Below are 22,101 nucleotides of genomic sequence, written 5' to 3'. Positions count from 1 at the left end.
GCAGGGCAGTTTCCCGCCATTGCGCCGACCTGGGGGCGCGCTCAGGCCCATGATCAACTCGGAACCGACCGGTCGCAGCGCGGAAGATTCGACGCTCCGCGGGCGCGACCCATCGGCAAGCCGCTGCCCGAGCGATCGCGTCAGCGGATTTCGTTGAGCGAGTCGTCGTCGCGGGCCACGAAGGCCCGGCCGTCGGCGGTGAAGACGATGGGGCGTTGGATGAGGCGGGGGTGGGTGGCCAGGGCCTCGATCCAGCGGTCCCGGTCGGCCGGGGTCTTACCCCACTTGGAGATGCCCAACTCCTTGGCTTCGGCCTCGGCGGTGCGGGTGATCTGCCACGGCTCTAGGCCGAGTTTGGCGAGGGCGGCGCGGATTTCGGTGGCCGTGGGCGGGTTGTCGAGGTAGCGGCGCTCGGTGTAGTCGGCGCCGGATTCGTCGAGGACGCTCTTGGCCGTGCGGCTCTTGGAGCACTGCGGGTTGTGCCAGATTTCGGTCGCTGCCATGCGCCTAGCCTAGGGCGCGGCGGTTGCGGCCAACCGCACCGGCACCGCAACCCCACGCCAACGCACGAGCACCGCAACCCCACGCGACCGCACCGGCACCGCAACCCGTCGCGGAAAACCGCGCACGGTCTCGTCTGCACGCCACGGGCGCGACCGACCGGCAAGCGTCGGTCAGACCCAGTCGACGACCCAGCGGTAGGGGCGCATCCAGTAGAGGCCGCCCTCGGGGACGGGATGGCCCCAGCGCTGTTCGGCCTGGGTGAGCTGCCAGCGGTATTCGGGAGCCGGTTCACCACTGTGGATTTCCAACAGGTGGCGACGCCACGTGTTGATCATGGCCGGAACAGCCTGAGTGTCATTCTCATAGGCCCACTCGATGTTTCGACTCATGAGGGCGTCGACGGCGTGGTTGGCGGCATTGGGATCGCCGGTGCTCAGCGAGTGCAGGAAGGCGGCGACCAGGTTGTAGGCGATCGCATCATGGACAGAGGTCTGACCATTTTCCAGCGACCAAATGCCGAGGTAGGTGGGCCCCTGCTCGTCGACCCACACCGAATGTGCCTCGCCCACACGGTTATCGAAGATCAGCGCGGTGAGCAGTCCGAGAGTCGCCTTGCCCATGATCAGCGGATCCGGCTGCCCGGTGGAGATCGCATCATCGATCAGCGCCCGATAGGCCGCCGCGGCAATCCCGGGCCGGTTCGCGTCCATGAGCGCGTCCGCCGTCTCCCCACCCGCGAGCTGCGCGGCCGGTGGCTGCCGCGACCCGCCGCTGGCAGGCGGCACACCATCGCCAACCCGCAGATACTGGGTCTGCATGGAATCGAGCGCACCGCCCGGATTCGCCAGCGCCGCACCGGAACCGAGCCCTCCCGGCCCGGATACATTCCCCTCCCCAACCCCCGACTCCGGCGCGACACCATTCGATCGCGCTCGCGAGCCAATGTTCTCGGACGCCCCCGCCCCAAAGCCTTTCGCCACCGCATCCTGCGATCCGAATCCGTCCGGCGTCAGCTGCGAGGAGAAACCCTCCGCGCCCGCCCGCGGTAGTCCGAACCCGTCCGACACCATTCCCTGCGGCGCGAAGCCATCCGGCCTCGCTCCTGCCGGTCCGTATCGGTCGTCCCCCGGCCCCGGCGGGGTGAAACCATCCTGCGCTGACTTGTCCGGCGTGAAACGAGGCGCGAACTCATCGGCTTCCCCCGGCAAGGACGCGAAGCCATCCGGTGGGGTCGGCGGGGCGAAGCCGTCCGCTGTCACCGGCCGCGGCTCGAAGCTGCCCGGTGGGGACTGCGGGGCGACGCCATTCGGTCTTGCCCCCGATGGCCCGTATCTGTCGGCCCCAGGCCCCGGCGGTGAGAAGCCGTCCTGCGCCGCCATTTCCGGGGTCGAGCGATCCGCTTGCTGCCGCGGCGCGAAGTCATCGTCGGCCGTCGGTCGTGCAGCGAAGCCGTTCGGCGCACCGCCCGGCGGTGTGAAACCGCCTGTCGGCGGGCGGGAGGAGAAGTCACCTCTTCGCCCGGGTTGTCTTCCTTCGCCTGGCGACTCCGGCTGCGGCGCACGGCCGCCGAGCGGGTCGGCGGGGGGCAGCCCGTTGCCCAGCGGGTCGGCCAGGTCGAGGCTGACGGCGAGGGGGTCGCGGAGGGCGGGGGCGGTTTCGAGGTATTCCAGTGCCACTCGGGCGAATTCGTTGTCTTGGCTTTCCAGCCATTCGCGGCCGGCTCTGAGAGTGTCGATGAGGTGGGTGCCGACGCCGGATTCGATGGCGGCGCACAGCGCGTAGTAGCCGTATCCGCGGTAGTCGTCGTGGCCGACGCCCTCGGTGATCAGCAGTTGGGCGTATCTGCTTGCCAGGTCGTGTCTTTCGAGGTCGCCGAGCAGGGTGCAGGCGGTCATGGCGGCCATCAGGACCTCGGAGTGCTCGCCGTGCCCGCGTCTGAGTTCGATGCAGCGGTCGGCCATGAGGATGGCGCTGTCGGCGAGACCCTGCTGGGTGGCGGCCTCGACCGCCATCGAGTACATGGTGGCGAGGGTGGCGGGCGGGATGTCGGCGGGGAACCGCGCGGGTCCGTGTTCGGCCAGGTGCAGGGCTTGGGCGTAATCGCCCGCGGCGAAGGCGGATCGGAAGCGGTAGGACACGATCCAGCCGTAGTCCTTGGGTTCGGGTGCGGCGTCGAGTCCGTCGTCGAACGCCGTCAACCGGGCCAGCGCCTCCTCGGCCAGCCCGGCTTCCAGCATGCCGCTCGCGTCGTTCATCACTTCGACGAACGCATTTCGATCCATGGCCTACTCGCCTTCCCGCATATGTCAGCCCCGGATCGTATGACCGCACCACCATCGCGCGTGGCCAGTGAGGTCAAGGTCATAGTTTCAACCCACCCCACATGACCACGCGTGATATCTCGCGTGGCACGTTGTGTCACAACGGTATTCCCGCACCGCTTCGCGAACCCGCCTCCCTGCGGGCAGTTCTCACGTCGCGGACGATCCGTTCGGCCCCCAATCTAACGACAACACGCCCGGCAGTCCCGTATCCACCCCCGGCGCGTCGAAGCCCGTTTCACTTTCAACCATCTCCGCCCTGCACGCGGTGTGGATATACTGGAGAGGCGATTTATATATCCAAGGAGGTGGCTATGACGAAGACCCTGATCGACATTCCGGACGATCTCATGGAGCAGGCCCGCAGGGTGACCGGTGGCGCGACGAAAACCGAGACCGTTCGCACCGCGCTGCGGCTGCTGGTCCAGCAACGTCAGCAGCACGATGCGATCGCGTGGTTCGCCGACGCGGCGCCCTTCCTAACCGAGACCGAGCAGACCCAGGAGGCCGAGTCGTCGCAGCCGCGATGACGGCCGCCAACCTCGCGCTGTATCTGGCCGACCACAGCGCGGTCTCCCGCATCCAAACTTCCCCCGAGGTACGGGCCGCCTTCGACCGCGTCAATGCCGCGGTCGGCGTTTTGTGCGCGAATGCCGTCACCCTGGATGAGGCCTGCTACAGCGCGCGCAGCCCCGAAGACCTCGAACGCATCATCACGATCTATACGGGGGTCTTCCGCTTCCTCCTGATGGATCCGGCGATCGATCGATTGGTCCGCACGATTCGCCGTCAACTGTGGGCCTGCGGCCACGGTCGCTCCGCCCAGTCCACCGACGTTCTGATCGCGGCGACCGCGGTGCACAACGACGCCACGGTTCTCCACTACGACAGGCATTTCGAACTCATCGCCGACGCGTTTCCGGCCTTGCGTCAACGCTGGATCGTGCCGCGCGGCAGCGTGGATTGACCAGACGTGTCGGAGTCGACCAGATGTCTCACAACGCGGGGAGGGTGGTGTCGGGGTCGGGGGTGAAGGTGACGATGCGTTGGCGGGGGTCGCCGGGGAGTTCGAGGTTCTCGTAAGAGAAGCTGAGGTCGCCGGAGTGGGGGTGGTGGATGAGTTTGCCGCCGTGGGTGCGGATCTCGACGTCGCCGGTGCGCCAGAGGGTGGCGAATTCGGTACTGCCCGTGGCGAGTTCGTCGATGAGGGCGGTGGTGGCCGGATCGTTGGGGTATCGGCCCGCGACGCGGCGGAGTTGGGCGACGGTCGCGGCGGCGACGGCGTCCCAGTCGCCGTAGAACTCGCGGGCGGCGGGGTCGAAGAACAGGGCGCGGGCCATGTTCTTGTCCGCCATCGCGCCGAAGACGTAGTGCGCCAAAGGATTCGCGGCCAACACGTCGAACAGGTCGGTGATGACGACCGCCGGTGCCTTGTCGATCAGGTCGAGCATGCGCAACAACTCGGGACGCGGTGTGGGAGCGGCGGTTTCGACGGTGCGCGGCGGGTGGGCCAGCAGATGCAGGTGCGCGGTTTCGACGGGATTGAGGCGCAGCGCCGAGGCGAGCGAGTCCAGCACCTCCGCCGAGGGATTGGCGGCGCGGCGCTGTTCGAGCCGCTGGTAGTACTCCGCGCTGATGCCCGCCAAATGCGCGAGTTCCGAGCGCCGCAGACCCGGCACCCGCCGCAGACCCGAGGGCGGCAGCCCGGACTCTTGCGGATCGATCCGGGCGCGTCGAGACTTCAGAAACTCCGCCAGGTCCTCACGCACCGCCATGCCCGCAGTCTGACACAGGGGGACGCCGCGGTCGTAGCGCTGCGTGGCCCTGGCGGTACGAGGCACCGCGTGCACTGGTTCGGGATCGGCGGCGGGCGCAGGCTCTGAGTCATGAACGAGAGATTCCAGCGGGGTGTCGCCCGCCAGGCCGAACTCGGCGGGGCGGGAGGTGCGCGGGGCCGCGTCTATGACGAGTTGGCCGATATCGCGCCGGACCTGCACCGGTTCGCCGTCGAATTCGCCTACGGCGATATCCATTCCAGGCCGGGTCTGGATGCCGGTCGCCGCGAGTTGGTGATTCTGGGCGCGCTCGTCGCGCTCGGCGACACCCGGCCGCAGCTGGAGGCGCATATCGGCTCCGCGCTGAATGCCGGTGTCACGCCTGGCGAAATCGTCGAGGCGATCCTGCAGGCGCTCCCCTACGCGGGTTTCCCCCGCGTGCTCTCCGCCATGTCCACCGCCCGCGGCGTCCTGGCCGCGCGCGACCTGCTTCCCGTCGATTCCCTTGCACAGTAGGAGATTTGCCATGACCGCCACTGCTCAGCAGCGCGCCGACATCATCGAGGCCGCCACCCGCCTGTTCTGGTTCATCGATATCCGCGACTGGGATGCCTTCCCCAGCGTCTTCGCCGACCAAGTGACCCTCGACTATTCGAGCATTTGGGGTGGCGAGCCCGCGACGGTGACCCCGGATGCCATCCGCCGCGACTGGGAGAAGCTGATCGGCAGTTTCGACGCCACCCAGCATCTGCTCGGCAATCATCTGGTGACCGTCGACGGCGATCGCGCCGAACTGACCGCGGTCTTCCAGGCGATCCACCTGCTGGCCAACCGATTCGGCTCGCCGCGTTGGACTTTGGGCGGCACCTACCGCATCGGTCTGCACCTGGTCGACGGCGAGTGGAAGATCGATGCCGTGGTGATGACCGCGCAGTGGGCCGACGGCAACAAGGACATCCTCATGATCGCGTCGGGTGGTCAGCGTCCGGACGCCGCGTAGCAGAACGGGGATACAAGAATGGGAAGGACCTCTTTCCTTCCCATTCAACCTTATAACACACCGGGGGGCTTGCCGCAAGGCCCGGGTGATGGCGCACAATCGCTGACCTAAGGCCGCAACCTGCGCAAACGACGGGGCGCGGTGGTGGGGATCGCTAACTGGGAAGGTGTGGTGCCGGTGCCGGATCAGGGGTACGAGAAGGAGCTGCGGTCGGAGCAGGAGTATGTCGCGGGGCTCTATGCGCGATTGGATGCCGAGCGGGCCCGGGTGCAGGGCCGCTACAACGAGACGCTGACCGTGCGCGGCAACGCCACGGTGCTGGTGGAACGCGATGCCGAGGCGCGGGCGCTGGCCCGGGAGATCAGGCGGCTGGGTGTGGCCGACAATGGCCTGTGCTTCGGCCGCCTCGACGGTGTGGACGGTGCGCGCACCTACATCGGCCGCATCGGAATCTTCGACGAGGAGAACGAATTCGAACCGCTGCTGCAGGATTGGCGCGCGCCCGCCTCGCAGGCGTTCTATACCGCGACCGCCGCGAGCCCGGAGCACATGCGGCGGCGTCGCCAATTCCACACGCGCGGGCGGCAGGTGGTGGATTTCACCGACGAGGTCTTCGGCCGCCCCGGTGACCACGAGCGCGGCGACGCGGCGCTGCTGGCGGCGGTCAACGCGCCCCGCGGCGAGGGCATGCGCGACATTGTGGCAACCATTCAGGCCGAGCAGGATCGGATCATCCGCCTCGATCACCCGGGTGTGCTGGTGATCGAGGGCGGCCCGGGCACCGGCAAGACGGTGGTGGCGCTGCACCGCGTGGCGTACCTGCTCTACACGCAGCGCGAGCAGATGGAGCGCAACGGTGTGCTGGTGGTCGGCCCGAATACGGCCTTCCTCAAGCACATCAGCCGTGTGCTGCCCTCGCTCGGCGAGACGAACGTGGTGTTCACCACCACCGCCGATCTCGTGCCGGGCCTGCATGCCGCGGGCGAGGACTCCCCGGAGGCCGCACGGCTGAAGGGGTCGCTGAAGATCCTCGACGTGCTGAAGGCCGCCGTCGCGGACCGGCAGCGGGTCCCCACGGACCCGATCGCGCTCGAATTGACCGATGTCACAGTGCGAATCGACGCCGATATCGCGGGCTGGGCGCGGGAGGAGGCCCGCGAGAGCGGCCGTCCGCACAATGAGGCCCGCGCGGTGTTCCTCGAGGTCCTCACCTGGGCGCTGACCGAACGTGCCATCGCCCGTATCGGCAAGGGCTGGTTGACGCGCGAGGATCGGGAGGCGTGGGAGAACATGCGCACCGACCTGCGTGCCGAGCTGGCCGAGCACGAGGGTTTCGCGGCCGCGGTCGAGGAGCTGTGGCCGACGATCACACCGGAAGAGCTACTGTCCGAACTGCTTTCGTCGCAGGAGCGCCTCCAGGCGGCGGGTGCGGACGCGGCGCTCTACCGCGCCGACGGTGCGGCGTGGACGGTCTCGGATGTCCCGCTCCTCGACGAGCTCGTCGACCTCCTGGGCCGCGACACCTCCGCCGAGGAGGCCGCCGCCGAGCGGGAGCGCAAGGCGCAGATCGCCTATGCCGAAGGCGTTCTCGACCTGCTGGTGAGCCGCGCCGACCACATGGACGACGAGGATCACCTCTTCGCCACCGACCTGCTCTACGGCGCGGACCTGGCCGAGCGTTTCGTCGAACGCGACACCCGCGAACTCGCCGAACGCGCCGCGGCGGACCGGGATTGGACCTACCGCCACATCGTGGTGGACGAGGCCCAGGAGCTCTCGGAGATGGATTGGCGTGTCCTCATGCGCCGCTGCCCCAGCCATTCCTTCACGGTGGTGGGTGATCTCGCGCAACGCCGTTCGGCGGCGGGCGCGATCTCCTGGGGCGCCATGCTGGACCCGTATGTCCCCGGCCGCTGGCAGTACCGCTCGCTCACGGTGAACTACCGCACCCCGGCCGAGATCATGGCCGTGGCCGCGGCGGTCCTGGCCGACTTCGCACCCGATGTCGCGCCGCCGGAGTCGGTGCGCGCCGGCGGCGTCCAGCCGTGGTCGCGCCAGCTGCCGAAGGCCGAGATGCCTTCCGCCATCGCGGATTTCATCCGCGACGAAGCGGGCCGCGAGGGCACCAGCATCGTGATCGGCCCGCCCGGCATGCCGGGCACCGTCCCGGCGTCGGAGACCAAGGGCCTCGAGTTCGACGCGGTCCTGGTGGTCGAACCCGACCACATCCTCGCCGATGGCCCGCGCGGCGCGGCCGAACTCTATGTCGCCCTGACCCGCGCCACCCAGCGCCTGGGCGTCCTGCACGAGGGCCCGCTCCCCCGGTCCCTCGCCGGGCTCCAGCGGGTCGAGGCCTACACGTCGAAGTAGAGCTCGAATTCGTAGGGGTGCGGGCGGACATTGATCTCGGCGATCTCGTTGTCGCGCTTGATGCGAATCCAGGTGTCGATGAGATCCTCGGTGAAAACCCCACCCTGGGTGAGGTATTCGTGGTCGTCCTCGAGGCGGTTGATGACCTCCTCGAGGCTGCCGGGGGTCTGGGTGACCTCGGCGCTCTCCTCGGGGGTGAGTTCGTAGAGGTCCTTGTCGACCGGCAACGCGGGCTCGATCTTGTTGGTGATGCCGTCCAGGCCCGCCATCATCATGGCGGCGAAGGACAGGTAGGGGTTGCCCGAGGAGTCGGGGCAACGGAATTCGAGGCGTTTGGCGGCGGCGCTGGTGCCGGTGACCGGGATGCGGACGGCGGCGGAGCGATTGCGCTGGCTGTAGACCAGGTTCACCGGCGCCTCGTAGCCGGGCACCAGACGCTTGTAGGAGTTCACGGTCGGGTTGGTGAAGGCCAGCAGTGACGGGGCGTGGTGGAGCAGCCCGCCGATGTAGTGGCGGGCCAGGTCCGAGAGCCCGGCGTATCCGGCCTCGTCGTAGAACAGCGGTGACCCGTCCTTCCACAGCGATTGGTGCACGTGCATGCCGGACCCGTTGTCGCCGAACAGTGGTTTGGGCATGAAGGTGACGGTCTTGCCGCCCTCCCAGGCGGTGTTCTTGACGATGTACTTGTAGAGCATGAGATCGTCGGCGGCGGCGAGCAGCGTATTGAACTTGTAGTTGATCTCGGCCTGTCCGGCGGTGCCGACCTCGTGGTGGCCCTTCTCCAATTCGAATCCGGCGGCCATCAGATTGGTGCACATCCGGTCGCGCAGGTCCACATCGTGGTCGTAGGGCGCGACCGGGAAATACCCGCCCTTGGGCCGGATCTTGTAGCCGCGGTTGGGTGTGCCGTCGGCATTGAATTTCTCGCCGGTATTCCAGTCCGCCGAGGCCGAATCGACCTCGTAGAAGGCCCGGTTCATGGTGGTGTCGTACACGACGGAATCGAAAATGTAGAACTCGGCCTCGGGACCGAAATAGGCGGTGTCGGCGATACCGGTGGAGCGCAGGTATTCCTCGGCCTTGCGGGCCACATTCCGCGGATCGCGACTGTAGGCGGCACGGGTGTGCGGGTCGTGGACGAAACAATTGATATTGAGGGTCTTGGCCGTCCGGAACGAATCCAATTGCGCGGTCCGCAGATCCGGCAGGAGCAGCATGTCGGACTCGTGGATGGCCTGGAATCCGCGCACCGACGAGCCGTCGAAGGCGATGCCGTTGTCGACCAGATCCGGGCCGAACATGCTGGCCGGGATCGAGAAATGCTGTTGAATGCCGGGGACGTCGCAGAATCGGATGTCGACGTATTCGACTTCCTCGGCGTTGATGTAGTCCTGTACTCCACTGGTGGTAGGGGTGATCACCGCTCGCTCCTCGTGGCCGTTCACGCCTACCCGATCGGACGGCCCGGTCGGGGTCCGGCGGTCCTGTTCGTGCTAACACGATACGTCGCGCGCATAACTCACGGACCCGAATCAGCTTGCCCACCAAGATCATTCGTTAAATTCCGTTGACCCGGATGATCTCCCAGTGGCCCACGAGCCCGAACACGACCGACCAACTCCCCCACCTTTGTCACTGTGCACAAATCAGCCGTCCCAGATCTTCGTCATTGCCAATGGCCCCGGCCGTCCTTTGTGCGGTGTGCTGGGTCTCGTGAGTTCTACACCGGCTGCGGGAACGGCCCCGCGCACGATGGTCGAGGCGTTCCAGGCCAATGTGGCCCGCTATCCGGGGGAGGTCGCGCTGCGCACGCTCGGCGGCGAGGTCGCCATCACGTGGCGCGAGTACGGGGATCGGGTGCGCGCCATCGCGGCCGGGCTGGCGGCGCGCGGCATCGGACGCGGCGACACCGTGGCCTTGATGATGACCAACCGGCCGGAATTCCACCTGTGCGACACCGCGATTCTGCACACCGGCGCGACCCCGTTCTCGGTGTACAACACCAACCCGGTGGACCTGCTCGTCTACCAGTTCGGCAATGCGGGCAACAAGGCGGTCATCTGCGAGAAGCAGTTCGCGCCGCAGGTGCTCGAGGCGGTCGCGAAGGCCGCCGCGCAGGGCATCACGGTCGAGCAGGTGATCTGCGTGGACGGGGCGCTCGAGGGGTGCGTCACGCTCGACGAGATCGAGGCGACCGAGAACGATGCCTTCGACTTCGAATCCGCCTGGCGCACCGTGGATCCCGAGGATCTGCTGACCATCGTCTACACCTCCGGCACCACCGGCCCGCCCAAGGGCGTGGAGCTCACCCACACCAATTTCCTCGAGAACGCCCGCGTGGTGGACGAATTCGGCGGCGGCTCCCCCGCCGACAAGGTGGTCTCCTACCTGCCCGACGCGCACGCCGCCAACCGCTGGTTCGCGCACTACCTGTCCATGCTGACCGGCGGCCAGATCACCACCTGCCCGGATCTCAAGCAGGTGGCCTCCGCGTTGACCGAGGTGCATCCGACGGTGTTCCTGGGCGTGCCCCGGGTGTGGGTGAAAGTCAAAGCGGCCCTGGAGGAACGGTTCGCCGCCGAGTCCAGCCCGGTCAAGCGGGCGCTCATCGCCTGGGCCATCGAGACCGGCCGCAAGCGGGCGCGCGCGGCCTCGGACGGCCGCTCCCAGAGCCTGCTCGACACGCTCCAGTTCCGGCTGGCGGATCGCCTGGTGCTCAACACCATTCGCACCCAGCTGGGCATGGATCGCATCCGCATCGCCGTCACCGGTTCCGCGCCCATCCCGAAGGACACCCACGAGTTCTTCCTCGGCCTGGGCCTGCCGCTGTGCGAGGGCTACGGCATGACCGAATGCACCGCGGGCGCGACCGTCGACCGTCCCGACCGCATCAAGATCGGCACGGTCGGCCGCCCGCTGCCCGGCGCGGAGGTCCGCATCGCCGACGACGGCGAGGTCCTGGTGCGCGGCAAGATGGTCATGCGCGGCTATCGCAACGCCCCGGACAAGACCGCCGAGACCCTCGACGCGGACGGCTGGCTGCACACCGGCGATATCGGCGAACTCGACGCCGAGGGGTTCCTGAAGATCGTCGACCGCAAGAAGGAACTCATCATCAACGCGGCGGGCAAGAACATGTCGCCGACCAATATCGAGAACACGATCACCGAGAACACCCCGCTGGCGGGCACGGTGGTCGCCATCGGTGAGGGCCGCGCCTACAACACCGCGCTCATCTGCCTGGACCCCGATCTGGCCGCCGCCTTCGCCGAGCGCCACCAGCTAACCGACCGGAGCCTGGCGGCCCTGGCTCAGGACCCGACGGTGCTGAAGGCCCTGCAAGAGGGCATCGATGCCGCGAACGCCAAGCTCTCACGCGTCGAGCAGATCAAGAAGTTCGCGGTGCTGCCGGAGGTGTGGGCACCGGGCAGCGATAACCTCACGGCGACCGGCAAACTCAGGCGCAAACCAATAGCTATCAACTACGCCGCTACTATCGAAGCGCTGTACGGGTAGTAGGAGAGTTGATGCACGCGCGATTGCGGGACCGAGCGCTCGAGGAGCTGTACCGGCGCGCGGTCGTGGCGCGCGAGGCCGTCCCCGAGGCCGTCGGCCCCTACCGCACCCTGCCGGAACCGCTGGTCACCAGCGGTTTCGAGCGCGGCACCAAGCTGAATGTGGACCTGTTCTTCGACTACATTCGCACCGGTCGCGCGCCCTCCCCGGAGGACACCCACGAGCTGGTGCAGATCGCGTTGAGCCGGGTGCGCGACGGTGAGACCCTCGAGGATGTCCTGAGCCGCTACAGCGTGGGCGCGGAGTACATCTGGTCCCAGCTCAAGGCGACGGCCACCGGGCCCGAACGCGAGCTGCTCAATGACGCGGCGGTGTCGCTGCTGCAGTACGTCACCCTGATGACCACCCGCATCGCCACCGCGTGCGTGCAGCGGGCGCACGATCCGCGCTGGGAGTTGCTGGAACGTCGCCGAGCCATTGCCGATGCCCTGCTGACCGGTCGCGATCCCATCGAGTGGGCGGAGGAACCGGCCATCGCGGTGCCGGACGCGTTCCTGGTGGCCGTGTTCCGGCTCGGCGCGGCCAAGAGCGTGGACACCAGCGAATTGCGGCATCGTGTCGAGGCCATCCCCGGCGTGTTCCTGCGGCTGGACAGCGGCGGCTGGACCGCGCTGCTCCCGCTGCACCCCGGCGACGATGGCACGGCGACCGTGGCCGCGCTCTCGGGTCGGCTCCCGGTGCACGGCACCCGGCCCGCCCTTGGGCAGGCTGCACAACCGGGCGAGGCCCCGCTTCCGAAAACCGGTCCGCCCGCACCGTTCTGGGTCGGGGTCGCCGTGGCCACCGCCCGCGCCGAGGTGCCCGCGATCTTCGCGGAGGCCCGCGTGCTCGCCGAGCTGGGTCGCTGCCTGGATCGCCCGCAGCCGGTGTGCCGTCGTCCGGACCTCATGTTCGAATACACCGTGGCCGCGGGCGGTCCCGCGCGCATCGGTCTGGCGGCGGTGCTCGCACCGCTGGATTCGCAGCCGCTGCTGGCCGAGACGCTCGAGGTCTTCGTGGACACCGGATTCAACCAGCTGGCCACCGCGCGCCTGCTCAATATCCACCGCAATACGGTCACCTACCGGTTGGCCCGGGTGCACGAGCTGACCGGTCTGGATCCGCACCGCCCGACCGATGCCATGACCCTGTCCGCCGCCCGCATTGCCCGCCGCCTGGAATCCGCCTCGTTCGCACCGTAATTCGCGTCGCGCGCCACCCATCGGTTTGGTCATATGCACAATGGGCCGTCGCACAGTCTTGGCTATTGCCGGTAGCGACGCGGCGGCGCTGTGCGGTGTGCTCAAACCCGACGACGAGGTCATGCGATTCGGCACACGGCCTCCCTACATCCGCAGAGGTAGATCGTTGAGTAGCTTCATCCGGCCGCGCCGCTGCCGTCTCGCGCCCTGGGCCGTGGCCGGTTTCTCGGTCCTGGCCATGACCGTCACCGCCACCACGCCCGCCGGGGCCGCGCCCGTGTGGGGGCCGGTGCCGAACGCGCCCGCGAATTTCGGTCTCCCGTCGGACTATCAGCCGACCCCGGAGAAGTACGGCGTGGGATATCAACTGGGGCAGATTGTTCCGATGTCCGACGGCACGCAATTGCAGGCCGAGCTGCGCTATCCCACCGATCCGGCGACCGGGCAGCGTGCCGCGGGTGATTTCCCGGTGATCGTCAACTTCACCACCTACGGCGCGGTCACGAGCGCGTTGACCGCCGCGATCACCAGCGTCATCGACGAACTGCACATTCAGCTGCCCGATCAGCTGAAGGACGCCCGCCGCATCATCAACCAGGCCACCTCCATGCAGGACATGCTGGTGCGGCACGGCTATATCGAGGTGACCGCGGATGTGCGCGGCACCGGCGGTTCGACCGGGGCGTGGAGTCCGGCGTCCAAGCAGGACGGTAGGGACGGCGCGGAGTTGGTGGACTGGGCGGCGAAACTGCCCGGCTCCAATGGCAAGGTCGGCATGTACGGCTATTCGTTCCCGGGCCTGTCGGCCATGCGGACCGCCGAAACCGTCGGCCCCGATTCGCCGTTGAAGGCGATCGTCCCGTTCGCGGTGCCGAACAATATCTTCGACGAGGTGCTCAATCACGACGGCATGATGAGCCCGCTGCTGCTCACGGTCATCTCGCTGATGGTCCCGTATCTGAGCCTGATCGGGCCGTTCGTGAGCGCGGTCGTCTCGCCGCAGCAGTTCCTGAAGTCCCTCGCCGATCACCTGGCCGCGGTGGTCGGCCCGGATACCAGCACCGTGAAGCTGCTGTTCGACGCCTACACCGGCGGCGCCACCGCCTACGACAACTCCTGGTGGCAGGACCGGCGTTTCGAGACCGATCTGCACAACCTGGTGGACAAGGGCATCGCCATGTACCAGGTCGACGGCTGGTGGGACCTGTACCAGGAGGGCGCGGTACGCAATTACGCGCAGCTGCAGAACCTTTCGGCCGGACGCGACCAGTTCGCACCCATGGCCGCGGATCAGAAGGCCGACGGCCGCTACCAATTGCTCATGGGCCCTTGGTATCACGTCGGTCTGGGCCTGGGACCCGGCTCGCGCATGGACACCGATCTGATCACCCTGGCCTGGTTCGACCGGTGGCTCAAGGACATTCACAACGGCGTGGACGAGACCGCCAACCCGCTGCACGTGATCGACACCAACAACAATGCCGCCGACACCGCCCGCTACCCGTTCGAGCAGGCCGCCATCCAGCAGCGCTACTTCGACGGCGACCGGCTCGTCGCCGACAAGCCCGGGTCCACCGACGCCTCGGATCACTTGGACTACACCGGCATCGACACCATCTGCAACCGCGAGTCGCTGGGCCAGTACGCGGCGGGCCTGTTCGATTTCGTGTTCCGCGTCTTCACCGTCTCCAACCCGTGCACCGAGTGGGTGCAGGGTCCGACGGCGGGCCTGCGCTACACCATGGACCCGGTCACCGAGCCGACCATGCTGGCCGGTCCGTCGAGTGTCACCCTGTACGCCAATTCGACGGGCACCGACGCCGCCTTCCAGGTGTGGCTCGACGATGTCGCGCCCGACGGCACGGCCGTGAACATTACGGGCGGTTCGCAATTGGCGAGTCAACGCACCCTGGATCCGGCCAAGACCTGGAGCGATGCCGACGGCACCGTCTACGCGCCCGAACACACGGTCCTGAAGGAGAACGAGCAACTGCTGGCCCCCGGTGACGTGGTGAAGATGGACATCAAGATCCGCCCCGCCTTCCACCGCCTCGAACCGGGCCACGCCCTGCGCCTGCGCATCACCTCGGGCACCTTCCCCTCGACCATCCCCAACCCCGCCGATCTGGGCCGCCTGCTGGGCACCTCGCAGCAGATCCAGCGGAACTCGCTCTACCCGTCGGCATTGGTCGTGCCGCTCGCACCGGCGGGCTCGTTCACGCACTGAGTGGGTCGGCCGAACCGGTTGCGCTACAGGTGCATCCAGTTCGGCCACACCCGCGCCCACGGCTTCTTCTCACCCGTGCACACCCAGATGGTGACGTCCTGGGTATTACCCTTGAACCCGAGCCGGGTGTTGACCTTGCCGACCGGTTCCACATGCTCGAACTGGCTGCGCAACACCGCCTCGTAGCCGCCGACCGCGATGACCGCGCTGGCATTGTCGGGCGGGGTGCCGAAGTAGCCGAAGCCGCGGCTGGGACTGTAGATCGGCGGCAGCTCCTTGCGACCGAGTTCGTCGAGAGCGCTTGCCTGCCAATAGGTGTCGGTGATGATGACGGGGTGCGCCGCCTCCTGCGGCGGCAGGGCACGGTAGACGCGAATCACCTCGTCGGTGAGCTCGTGCCAGCCGAAGGACCCGTAGACGCCGATATTGATGGCCGCCTCGGCGTCGTCCTTGGGCGGGCGCACCTGGTCGGCGGGCCGCCACGGCGTCGAGTACAGGGTGAAAGCCGTTGCGACCGAGGCCAATACCGCGACGAAGGCGACGAGCACCCGCCGCCACAGCGGCTGCACGCGCTCGGCCGTCCCGACCACACCCACCGCGCCCGCCGCGATCATGACCGCGTACATGCCCGCCGCGTAGTAGATCCGGCCGCCGGTCAGCAGGAACGCCGCGAACAACAGCAGCAGCGTCACCCCGAGAAATCGATACGGCCGCAACGATTCCCACCGCAGCAGCACCCACAGCCCCCACAACAGCAGCAGGGCCCCCAGATACCCGGCCAGGCTCACCGACATCGGCACGAACAGCAGCCGTCCGCCCAGAATCCCCTGCTCGGCCCCGATCACCCCGCCCATCTTCAATTGCGGCCACGCATGCCGCGCCTGCCAGAGCAATTCCGGAATGGTCGCCACCACCACGATCGCGCCGCCGACCCACAGCAACGGCCGCCGCACCAGCTCGCGCGGCCCGCACAGCAGACCGCTCGCCGCGACCGCGATCCAGAAGAACGGGATCAGCCACTTCACCTGCATGTCCACCGCGGTCACCAGCGCCGCGGCCAGCAGCAGCCGGTCGTCGCGGGTGCGCACCCAGCGCACGATCAGCCAGGTGATGATCACCCACAGCGCGGTGTCGACCGCATTGGTGGTGAGCATGGTGCCCTGCAGCAGCAGGAACGGTGAGCTCGCGTACCCGAGGGCGGCCAGCAGTTGCGCCCAGCGCCCACCCTCGAATTCGCGGGCGAGCATGGCGCACAGCACGATCGCGGTCACCGTCAACGCGACCGACGGCAGCCGCAGCACCAGGAACGATCCGGGTGCGAGGGTGTCCATCGACCGGGCCAGCAGCGGCAGCACCGGCCCCTGGTCGGCGTACCCGAACGAGGGTCGCCGCCCGGCGGCCAGGAAGTACAGCTCGTCGCCGAAATATCCGTAGCGCGAGGCCGACAGCACCAGTACCACCGCCGCGGGCACCGCGACCGCCGCCACCGTCCACCACGCCATGGGCGGGCGATCCTCGACCTTGGCATGCCGCCCCGAACCGGGCCGCGGGGCCGGGCGATCCACCACATCGGTCACTGCGCACTCCTGCTCGGCGGGACACGCTCCGGACAAAAGGGAATCTACAGCTTCTTTTCGGCAAACCGGCGATATGGCGCGGACCGCCCTTGCCGCCGGTCCCCTCGGCCTATACTCGATGCCGGTGTGACTGCCGCGCAACGCGTTTCAGCGAAGGAGGCCCGGCATGACCGAGCAAACACCGGAGACCAATCCCTACGGCACCCCGACCACGAGCGGTCCGGAGCCACTCCGCTCGTATCAGAAGCAGCTCAATACCGTGATGCGAACCCTGCTCAAGGTGCCCTTCCTGGGCCCGCAGGTCGGCAAGCGGCTGTGCGTGCTGCACGTGGTCGGCCGCAAATCCGGCAAGGTGTACGACATACCGGTCGCCTATACCCGCCACGACGGCGACATCCTCATCGGCACCGGCAAGTGGGCGTGGGTGAACAATATTCGCAAGGGCACCCCGCTCGCGGTGTCCTTCGGCGGCCCGAAGCGAACCGCCGACGCCGAGGTGCTCACCGACGCCGAATCGGTGGTGCGGCTCTCGGAGGTCATCGCGCGCGACAACAAGCAGTGGGCCAAGTTCAACGGCGTCGGCTTGGATGCCCAGGGCAACCCGAACAAGGCCGACGCCTACCAGAGCTGGCAGAAAGGCACCGTGATCATCCGGCTCACGGTGCACTAGCCCGGCGCTTCAGTCGACGCGGCGGGCCTGGACGTAGTCCTCGGCGTTCAGGCCCACCAGCACCTGCCGCACCAGCGGCGGGGCCCACGAGGCCGACGCGTCGTGCCCGACCACCGGATCGGCCAGCGTCACCGTGTGCCCGCGGGTCTCGAATTCGAAGGTCCCCGCCGCCCGAATGTTCTCGAGCCAGTCCACATCCCGCCCGTAGGTCAGCGCGATGCGATAGCCGCCGTCGCGCTCGAAGACCATGACCGGGGACCGATACACCCGCCCGGACTTGCGGCCCTTGTGAATCACGATCCCGAAGAACGGCGCGACCCGGGCCATCACGCCCAGCACCGGGTTGCTCACCTTCCGATTGATCCGCGCGAGGGCCTGGGGCAGCGGCATGGTCTCGTCCTCCCTGACGAAAACGGTTGCGTCCCTGACGCTACGCCGCCCCGACCGTCCGCGCTCGGCATCGCTAGGGTGGCGTCGAGGACGCCGGGTGACGCGGCGCGACGGGAAGGAGAACCCGGCCCATGCCGGAGATGATCGCGGTCTACGACGCCGCCGGTCGCGAGATCGGCGCGCAGGAGCGCGCGGTGGTGTACGCCGAGGGGATCTGGCATGCCAGCGCGGGCGTGCTGGTGCGTTCGCGCGATGGTTCGAAGGTGTATGTGCACAAGCGAACCGACACCAAGGCCGTCTTCGCCGGTATGCACGACTGCCTGGCGGGCGGGGTGCTGGGCCCGGGTGAGGATCCGGCCGAGGCGGCGGTTCGAGAACTGGGCGAGGAGCTCGGTATCGAGTTGGGGCCGGGCGACGAGCGTCCCGTGCCGCTGGTCAGCGCGTCCTGGGACGGCGAGTGGGCCGGGCGGCCGATGCGCTGCCATCTGTTCGCCTACGAACTGCGCTACGACGGCCCGATCCGGCATCAGCCGGAGGAGATCGTGGACGGATGGTGGTGGACCGACGCCGAATTGCGCTCACACCTCGCGGACCCGACCTGGCCGTTCGTCCCCGACACCCGCAGCCTCATTCCGGATCTCCTGCGGTAATCGGCCCCGGACACAGCGACAGCCCATCGAATCCCGCGCGGCTCGATGGGCTGTCGTAGCTCGGTGGCTCAGTTGCCGGTCGAACCGGGGGTGCCACTGCCCGAGAACAGTCCCTGGATGGTCTTGATCAAGACCTGGGCCAGGAAATCGGAAGCGGATCCAGTTCCCACGTGCTACTCCTCATCTATACAAACGACATGTCGGGCATGTGAATCATGCACGGTTCACATTCGAGGGGAAGCTGTTTCCGCTGGAAACTTTTCCCCGACCCAACCGGAGCTCCACGGTAGAACGGGTTTCACCAGGGTTTATATCGTTTCGATAAATATGTGACTTACATCACACGCTTATCCGGATGACGCGCTCGACCCAGCCCATGCGGCGAAGGCTCCCGGGTTGCGGGTCTGCAGCAGAACCCGTCCCGGTCCGGTGAAATCGAAGACCAGCCCCTCGCCGGATTTGAGCGATTGCAGCGAGCGGCCCGACACCGCGCGGCGAATGAGGAAGTTCATGGCCAGGTCGTAGGCGACCACGTGCCCGGTGTCTATCGTGACCTGTTCGCCGGGGCCCAAATCGATGACATCGATGGCCCCGAACACCCCGAGCACCACCTCGCCCTGCCCGTGCGCGCGCAGCCCGAAACCGCCCTCGCCGCCGAACAGATTGGCCAGCCCACCCCATTTCGCCTCCACGGTGACCCCGTGCGAGTTGGCGATCCACCCGCCGCGGCTGATGAAGAAGGGACGCTCGGGGGTGATCGGTAGGGCGAGCATGTCGCCGGGCAGTGCCGGGGCCACGTCCACCCAGCCGCCCTCCGGCGGCGCGGTGAACGTCGACACGAAGAACGACTCCCCCGCCAGCACCGACCGCTTGAGCCCGGCCAGGATGCCGCCTTCGGCCTTGGCGGCCAAGGCGACTCCCGCCGAATGGGCGACCATGGCCCCGGTCTCGACGCGCATGGGTTCGCCCCCGGCCAGGAAGCATCGGGCAATGGTCGACGACGGATTGTGCCGCAACTCCACCTTCATGCCGCGAGATTAACAGCGCGGACCGGCGCGGGGGCGAACCTCACGATCGCGTTATTTGCCGCCCTCAGTGAGGGTGACCGGCTGTGCGGTGTAAGAGGTTCCGGTGACATCGACGCCTTGGCTCTTCAGCAGATCCAGGGCCTTGGTGACGTATTCGACGGTGTAGGCCGAGGTGTCGGGGTCCTTGGTGAGGACGGTCTTGCCCTCCTGGTTGCGGGTGGTCTTGGCGATGGCGACGGTGCGGTCCCAGGCGGTCTTGTCGATCATCCCGATTCCGTTGGGGGACGGCCAGATCAGCTTGTTGACCTCGGTGATCTGCCACTGCTGGTGGCTCGCGCCGAGGGTCGATCCGGCGGCGACGGTGAGGTCGCGGCACTTCTCGACATTGTCGCGGCAGTAGGCCCAGCCCTTCAGCGAGGCGGCGATGAACTTCACCGTCTGGTCGGCGTATTTGCTGTCCTTCAGCTTCTCGGTATTGGCCCAGATGGCGTCCTGGAGCATGGCCACGCCCTGGTCGTTCCAGTCGATGGTGGCGAAATCGTCCGCGGTGTAGAGCTTTCCGGTGGCCGGGTTCTTCACCTCAAGCAGCTGGGCGTACTCGTTGTAGGACATGGCCTGCGCGGCGTCGATGTCGTGGGCGAGGAAGGCGTTCATGTCGAACTGCTGCTGCACGAGGGTGACGTCCTTGGACGGGTCCAGGCCCGCCTTGGTCATGCCCGCGAAGAGCTCGAATTCATTGCCGTAGCCCCAGTTTCCGACCTTCTTGCCCTTCAGGTCGGCCGGGCCGGAGATGCCCGCGCTCTTGAACGACACCTGTTTGGTGCCGGAGCGCTGGAAGATCTGCGCGACATCGGTGATGCCCGCACCGGCCTCCCGCGACGCGAGGGCCTTGGGTACCCACGCGATGGCGTAGTCGGCCTGCCCTTGGGCCAGGACGGTCTGGGGGACGATATCGGTTCCGCCGTCGAGGATTTGGACGTCGAGGCCTTGCTCCTTGTAGAAGCCCTGCGAGACGGCGGCCAGGTAGCCCGCGAACTGGCCCTGCTTGAACCACTGCAACTGCAGCTTGACCTTGGTGAGTCCGTCGGAGGTGGTGGAATTGTCGGTGGTGCTGCATCCGGACAGTGCCGCCACCGCCAGGGTGGCGGCGGCCAATACGGCCCGGATCCGGAATCTGCGTGCGGTACTTCTCATTTCGATCTCCCAAGGATGGTGCGGGGTCTGCGGGTGAGCTGCTCGAGCAGCAGCACGGCGGCCAGGAACACCAGGCCGAGGAGCATGGCGGCCAGGACGTAGGCCCAGGCGCGCGGGTAGGCGGTATTGGCGGCGGCGGAGGTGATGCGGCTGCCCAGACCGTGTTGGAGGCCGCCGAAGTATTCGGCGATGATGGCCGCGATCACCGCGCCGGGTGCGGCGATGCGAAGGCCGGTGAACAGGTACGGCAGCGCGGCGGGCAGGCGCACGGTGCGGGTGATCTGCCAGCCGGTGGCCGCGTAGGCGTGCATCAGGTCGGCCTGCACGCGCGGGACCTGCCGCAATCCCCGTGCGGTGCTGACGAAGACGGGGAAGAAGACCACGATGGTGGCGACCAGGCGGCGGGGTAGGTCGGTGGTGGTGGAGTACATGGAGTTCAGCAGCGGGGCCAGGGCCACGATCGGGACGGCGGCGGCACCGGCGGCCAGTGCGCCGAGAATGCCGTTCACGACCTGGAATCGGACCGCGACAATGGCGGCGGCGATACCGAGCACCGCGCCCGCGAGCAGGCCGACGAGGGCGTTCTTGCCGGTGGCGACGGCGGCTTCGAGGATCGCGTGATGGTTGTCCCCGAAGGCCTTTCCGATGGCGCTGGGTGAGGGCAGCAGGAAGGTGGGCACCCCCGCCGCGACGGTCAGCACCTGCCACAGGACGAGCAGGGCAACGCCGAAAAGCACCGGCGGCAGCCAGGTTCTGAGGACGTGGGTCATCGGATGTCCCGTCCCGCGGTGCTTTTCGGCGTGCCCGTACCCCCGTGCCCCTCATGCAAGGCGGCACGGACGGCGGCCACGGCGGAGAAGAACTCCTCGCCCGACCGCACATCCTCCTCGCTGTCGCGGTCCCAGCCGCCGGTGGACAGGATGTCGGTGATCCGGCCCGGTCGCGGTGACATGACCACGACGCGGTCGGACAGGAAGACGGCCTCGGGAATCGAGTGCGTCACGAAAAGCACCGCGGCCCCGGTCTCTTCGGCGATCCGCAGCAGCTCGCCCTGCATCCGCTCCCGGGTCATCTCGTCGAGCGCGCCGAAGGGCTCGTCCATCAGCAGCAGGGGCGGCTTGCGGGCCAGGGCCCGCGCGATGGCGACGCGCTGCTGCATGCCGCCGGACAGTTCGGCCGGAAAGCGGCGGGCGAACTCGGTCAGGCCGGTGATCTCCAGCAATTCGGCGCTGCGAGAACGCCTTTCCTGCTTTCCGACGCCGTGCAGCTGCAACGGCAGCTCGACATTCTCCTGCACGGTCCGCCAGTCGAGGAGTCCGGCCTGCTGGAACGCGATCCCGTAGTCCTGATCGAGCCGCGCCTTGCGCGCCGTCTTCCCGTGCACCACAACGGTTCCCGAACTGGGTTCTTCGAGGTCGGCGACAATGCGCAGCAGGGTGGACTTGCCGCACCCGGAGGGGCCGATCAGTGAGACGAATTCGCCCGCGGCGACGGTCAGGTCGATGTCTTGCAGGGCGGTCACTGCTCCCGCCCCGAAGATCTTGCCGACCGCCCGCAACTCGATGGCGGGCACGGCGTCGGTGGCGGGTTTCGATAGGGACGCGGATGCCTCCACGGTCACGGGGTACCTCCGGACGA

At 67.8% G+C, this 22,101-nt stretch carries 20 protein-coding genes; 10 read left to right on the top strand and 10 right to left on the bottom strand.

All coding sequences use genetic code 11. The features are described from left to right. Positions 1 to 140: 140 nt before the first annotated feature. Both VMT65_RS24095 and VMT65_RS24090 read right to left on the bottom strand, forming a co-directional pair. On the bottom strand, positions 141 to 503 hold the full coding sequence (locus VMT65_RS24095) for an arsenate reductase family protein (RefSeq protein WP_326310661.1): 363 nt from the start codon (positions 501 to 503) through the stop codon (positions 141 to 143). A gap of 171 nt (positions 504 to 674) precedes the next feature. Further along, positions 675 to 2,786: a hypothetical protein gene (locus VMT65_RS24090; RefSeq protein WP_326310660.1), complete on the bottom strand. Its 2,112-nt coding sequence runs from the start codon at positions 2,784 to 2,786 to the stop codon at positions 675 to 677. A 353-nt stretch (positions 2,787 to 3,139) separates the two neighbouring features. Between VMT65_RS24090 and VMT65_RS24085 the strand changes: the two genes are divergently transcribed. Further along, positions 3,140 to 3,355: a type II toxin-antitoxin system VapB family antitoxin gene (locus tag VMT65_RS24085; protein WP_326310659.1), complete on the top strand. Its 216-nt coding sequence runs from the start codon at positions 3,140 to 3,142 to the stop codon at positions 3,353 to 3,355. Further along, on the top strand, positions 3,352 to 3,792 hold the full coding sequence (locus tag VMT65_RS24080; RefSeq protein ID WP_326310658.1) for a PIN domain-containing protein: 441 nt from the start codon (positions 3,352 to 3,354) through the stop codon (positions 3,790 to 3,792). The genes VMT65_RS24085 and VMT65_RS24080 overlap by 4 nt, the downstream gene beginning before the upstream one ends. A 28-nt stretch (positions 3,793 to 3,820) precedes the next feature. On the opposite strand, the gene VMT65_RS24075 is transcribed toward VMT65_RS24080, so the two are convergent. After that, on the bottom strand, positions 3,821 to 4,600 hold the full coding sequence (locus VMT65_RS24075) for a helix-turn-helix domain-containing protein (RefSeq protein WP_326310657.1): 780 nt from the start codon (positions 4,598 to 4,600) through the stop codon (positions 3,821 to 3,823). Positions 4,601 to 4,711: 111 nt separating this feature from the next. On the opposite strand from VMT65_RS24075, the gene VMT65_RS24070 reads away from it, so the two are divergent. The 3 genes from VMT65_RS24070 (at position 4,712) to helR (ending at position 7,970) form a co-directional block, all read left to right on the top strand. Beyond that, the gene (locus VMT65_RS24070; protein ID WP_326310656.1) at positions 4,712 to 5,116 is read left to right on the top strand and encodes a carboxymuconolactone decarboxylase family protein; all 405 of its coding nucleotides are present in this window, start codon (positions 4,712 to 4,714) and stop codon (positions 5,114 to 5,116) included. A 10-nt stretch (positions 5,117 to 5,126) separates the two neighbouring features. Further along, positions 5,127 to 5,600 carry a nuclear transport factor 2 family protein gene (locus tag VMT65_RS24065; RefSeq protein WP_326310655.1) on the top strand — a complete coding sequence of 158 codons (474 nt, stop codon included), beginning with the start codon at positions 5,127 to 5,129 and terminating at the stop codon, positions 5,598 to 5,600. Between the two features lie 177 nt (positions 5,601 to 5,777). Further along, positions 5,778 to 7,970, top strand: coding sequence for an RNA polymerase recycling motor ATPase HelR (helR, locus tag VMT65_RS24060; protein ID WP_326310654.1), 2,193 nt, complete (start codon positions 5,778 to 5,780; stop codon positions 7,968 to 7,970). On the opposite strand, the gene glnA is transcribed toward helR, so the two are convergent. Further along, complete coding sequence (gene glnA / locus VMT65_RS24055; RefSeq protein ID WP_326310653.1) at positions 7,955 to 9,391, bottom strand: type I glutamate--ammonia ligase; 1,437 nt, start codon at positions 9,389 to 9,391, stop codon at positions 7,955 to 7,957. The genes helR and glnA overlap by 16 nt on opposite strands. A gap of 331 nt (positions 9,392 to 9,722) precedes the next feature. Between glnA and VMT65_RS24050 the strand changes: the two genes are divergently transcribed. The 3 genes from VMT65_RS24050 (at position 9,723) to VMT65_RS24040 (ending at position 14,954) form a co-directional block, all read left to right on the top strand. Continuing rightward, positions 9,723 to 11,486 (top strand): AMP-dependent synthetase/ligase, encoded by a 1,764-nt coding sequence (locus VMT65_RS24050; RefSeq protein ID WP_326311181.1) that lies wholly within the window; start codon positions 9,723 to 9,725, stop codon positions 11,484 to 11,486. Between the two features lie 11 nt (positions 11,487 to 11,497). Further along, a complete protein-coding gene (locus tag VMT65_RS24045; protein ID WP_326310652.1) occupies positions 11,498 to 12,727 on the top strand; it encodes a PucR family transcriptional regulator in 1,230 nt (409 codons plus the stop codon). A 166-nt stretch (positions 12,728 to 12,893) separates the two neighbouring features. Next, entirely contained in the window at positions 12,894 to 14,954 is a 2,061-nt protein-coding gene (locus tag VMT65_RS24040) for a CocE/NonD family hydrolase (RefSeq protein ID WP_326310651.1), read from the top strand. Between the two features lie 23 nt (positions 14,955 to 14,977). Here the strand turns inward: VMT65_RS24040 and VMT65_RS24035 are convergent, their stop codons facing one another. Further along, the gene (locus VMT65_RS24035) at positions 14,978 to 16,531 is read right to left on the bottom strand and encodes a glycosyltransferase family 39 protein (protein WP_326310650.1); all 1,554 of its coding nucleotides are present in this window, start codon (positions 16,529 to 16,531) and stop codon (positions 14,978 to 14,980) included. Positions 16,532 to 16,697: 166 nt separating this feature from the next. Between VMT65_RS24035 and VMT65_RS24030 the strand changes: the two genes are divergently transcribed. Then, positions 16,698 to 17,201 carry a nitroreductase/quinone reductase family protein gene (locus VMT65_RS24030; protein WP_326310649.1) on the top strand — a complete coding sequence of 168 codons (504 nt, stop codon included), beginning with the start codon at positions 16,698 to 16,700 and terminating at the stop codon, positions 17,199 to 17,201. A gap of 9 nt (positions 17,202 to 17,210) precedes the next feature. On the opposite strand, the gene VMT65_RS24025 is transcribed toward VMT65_RS24030, so the two are convergent. Further along, on the bottom strand, positions 17,211 to 17,591 hold the full coding sequence (locus tag VMT65_RS24025; RefSeq protein WP_326310648.1) for a nitroreductase family deazaflavin-dependent oxidoreductase: 381 nt from the start codon (positions 17,589 to 17,591) through the stop codon (positions 17,211 to 17,213). A gap of 131 nt (positions 17,592 to 17,722) precedes the next feature. Here VMT65_RS24025 and VMT65_RS24020 point away from each other — a divergent pair, with 131 nt between their 5' ends. Continuing rightward, complete coding sequence (locus tag VMT65_RS24020; RefSeq protein WP_326310647.1) at positions 17,723 to 18,241, top strand: NUDIX hydrolase; 519 nt, start codon at positions 17,723 to 17,725, stop codon at positions 18,239 to 18,241. A 347-nt stretch (positions 18,242 to 18,588) separates the two neighbouring features. On the opposite strand, the gene VMT65_RS24015 is transcribed toward VMT65_RS24020, so the two are convergent. Genes VMT65_RS24015 through VMT65_RS24000 form a run of 4 tightly spaced genes read right to left on the bottom strand, consistent with a single transcriptional unit; the run spans position 18,589 to position 22,084 of the window. Continuing rightward, positions 18,589 to 19,269, bottom strand: coding sequence for a TIGR00266 family protein (locus VMT65_RS24015; RefSeq protein WP_326310646.1), 681 nt, complete (start codon positions 19,267 to 19,269; stop codon positions 18,589 to 18,591). A 51-nt stretch (positions 19,270 to 19,320) separates the two neighbouring features. Beyond that, positions 19,321 to 20,463, bottom strand: coding sequence for an ABC transporter substrate-binding protein (locus VMT65_RS24010; protein ID WP_326310645.1), 1,143 nt, complete (start codon positions 20,461 to 20,463; stop codon positions 19,321 to 19,323). After that, positions 20,460 to 21,233, bottom strand: a complete 774-nt coding sequence (locus tag VMT65_RS24005; protein ID WP_326310644.1) for an ABC transporter permease — start codon at positions 21,231 to 21,233, stop codon at positions 20,460 to 20,462. Before VMT65_RS24005 ends, VMT65_RS24010 begins: the two co-directional genes overlap by 4 nt. Beyond that, positions 21,230 to 22,084, bottom strand: coding sequence for an ABC transporter ATP-binding protein (locus tag VMT65_RS24000; RefSeq protein ID WP_326310643.1), 855 nt, complete (start codon positions 22,082 to 22,084; stop codon positions 21,230 to 21,232). Before VMT65_RS24000 ends, VMT65_RS24005 begins: the two co-directional genes overlap by 4 nt. Positions 22,085 to 22,101: the final 17 nt, after the last annotated feature.

Origin of the sequence: Nocardia sp. CDC153, assembly GCF_035818515.1 — a bacterium.
GTDB lineage: Bacteria > Actinomycetota > Actinomycetes > Mycobacteriales > Mycobacteriaceae > Nocardia.
Note: the sequence above shows the minus strand (reverse complement) of the source record. Positions and strands in the feature narration are given on the sequence as shown.

Excerpts from the sequence above, each read along its gene's own strand:
- VMT65_RS24095 (WP_326310661.1), bottom strand. The coding sequence starts at position 503 with ATGGCAGCGACCGAAATCTGGCACAACCCGCAGTGCTCCAAGAGCCGC.
- VMT65_RS24090 (WP_326310660.1), bottom strand. The coding sequence starts at position 2,786 with ATGGATCGAAATGCGTTCGTCGAAGTGATGAACGACGCGAGCGGCATG.
- VMT65_RS24085 (WP_326310659.1), top strand. The coding sequence starts at position 3,140 with ATGACGAAGACCCTGATCGACATTCCGGACGATCTCATGGAGCAGGCC.
- VMT65_RS24080 (WP_326310658.1), top strand. The coding sequence starts at position 3,352 with ATGACGGCCGCCAACCTCGCGCTGTATCTGGCCGACCACAGCGCGGTC.
- VMT65_RS24075 (WP_326310657.1), bottom strand. The coding sequence starts at position 4,600 with ATGGCGGTGCGTGAGGACCTGGCGGAGTTTCTGAAGTCTCGACGCGCC.
- VMT65_RS24070 (WP_326310656.1), top strand. The coding sequence starts at position 4,712 with ATGAACGAGAGATTCCAGCGGGGTGTCGCCCGCCAGGCCGAACTCGGC.
- VMT65_RS24065 (WP_326310655.1), top strand. The coding sequence starts at position 5,127 with ATGACCGCCACTGCTCAGCAGCGCGCCGACATCATCGAGGCCGCCACC.
- VMT65_RS24050 (WP_326311181.1), top strand. The coding sequence starts at position 9,723 with ATGGTCGAGGCGTTCCAGGCCAATGTGGCCCGCTATCCGGGGGAGGTC.
- VMT65_RS24045 (WP_326310652.1), top strand. The coding sequence starts at position 11,498 with ATGCACGCGCGATTGCGGGACCGAGCGCTCGAGGAGCTGTACCGGCGC.
- VMT65_RS24030 (WP_326310649.1), top strand. The coding sequence starts at position 16,698 with ATGACCGAGCAAACACCGGAGACCAATCCCTACGGCACCCCGACCACG.
- VMT65_RS24025 (WP_326310648.1), bottom strand. The coding sequence starts at position 17,591 with ATGCCGCTGCCCCAGGCCCTCGCGCGGATCAATCGGAAGGTGAGCAAC.
- VMT65_RS24020 (WP_326310647.1), top strand. The coding sequence starts at position 17,723 with ATGCCGGAGATGATCGCGGTCTACGACGCCGCCGGTCGCGAGATCGGC.
- VMT65_RS24015 (WP_326310646.1), bottom strand. The coding sequence starts at position 19,269 with ATGAAGGTGGAGTTGCGGCACAATCCGTCGTCGACCATTGCCCGATGC.
- VMT65_RS24010 (WP_326310645.1), bottom strand. The coding sequence starts at position 20,463 with ATGAGAAGTACCGCACGCAGATTCCGGATCCGGGCCGTATTGGCCGCC.
- VMT65_RS24005 (WP_326310644.1), bottom strand. The coding sequence starts at position 21,233 with ATGACCCACGTCCTCAGAACCTGGCTGCCGCCGGTGCTTTTCGGCGTT.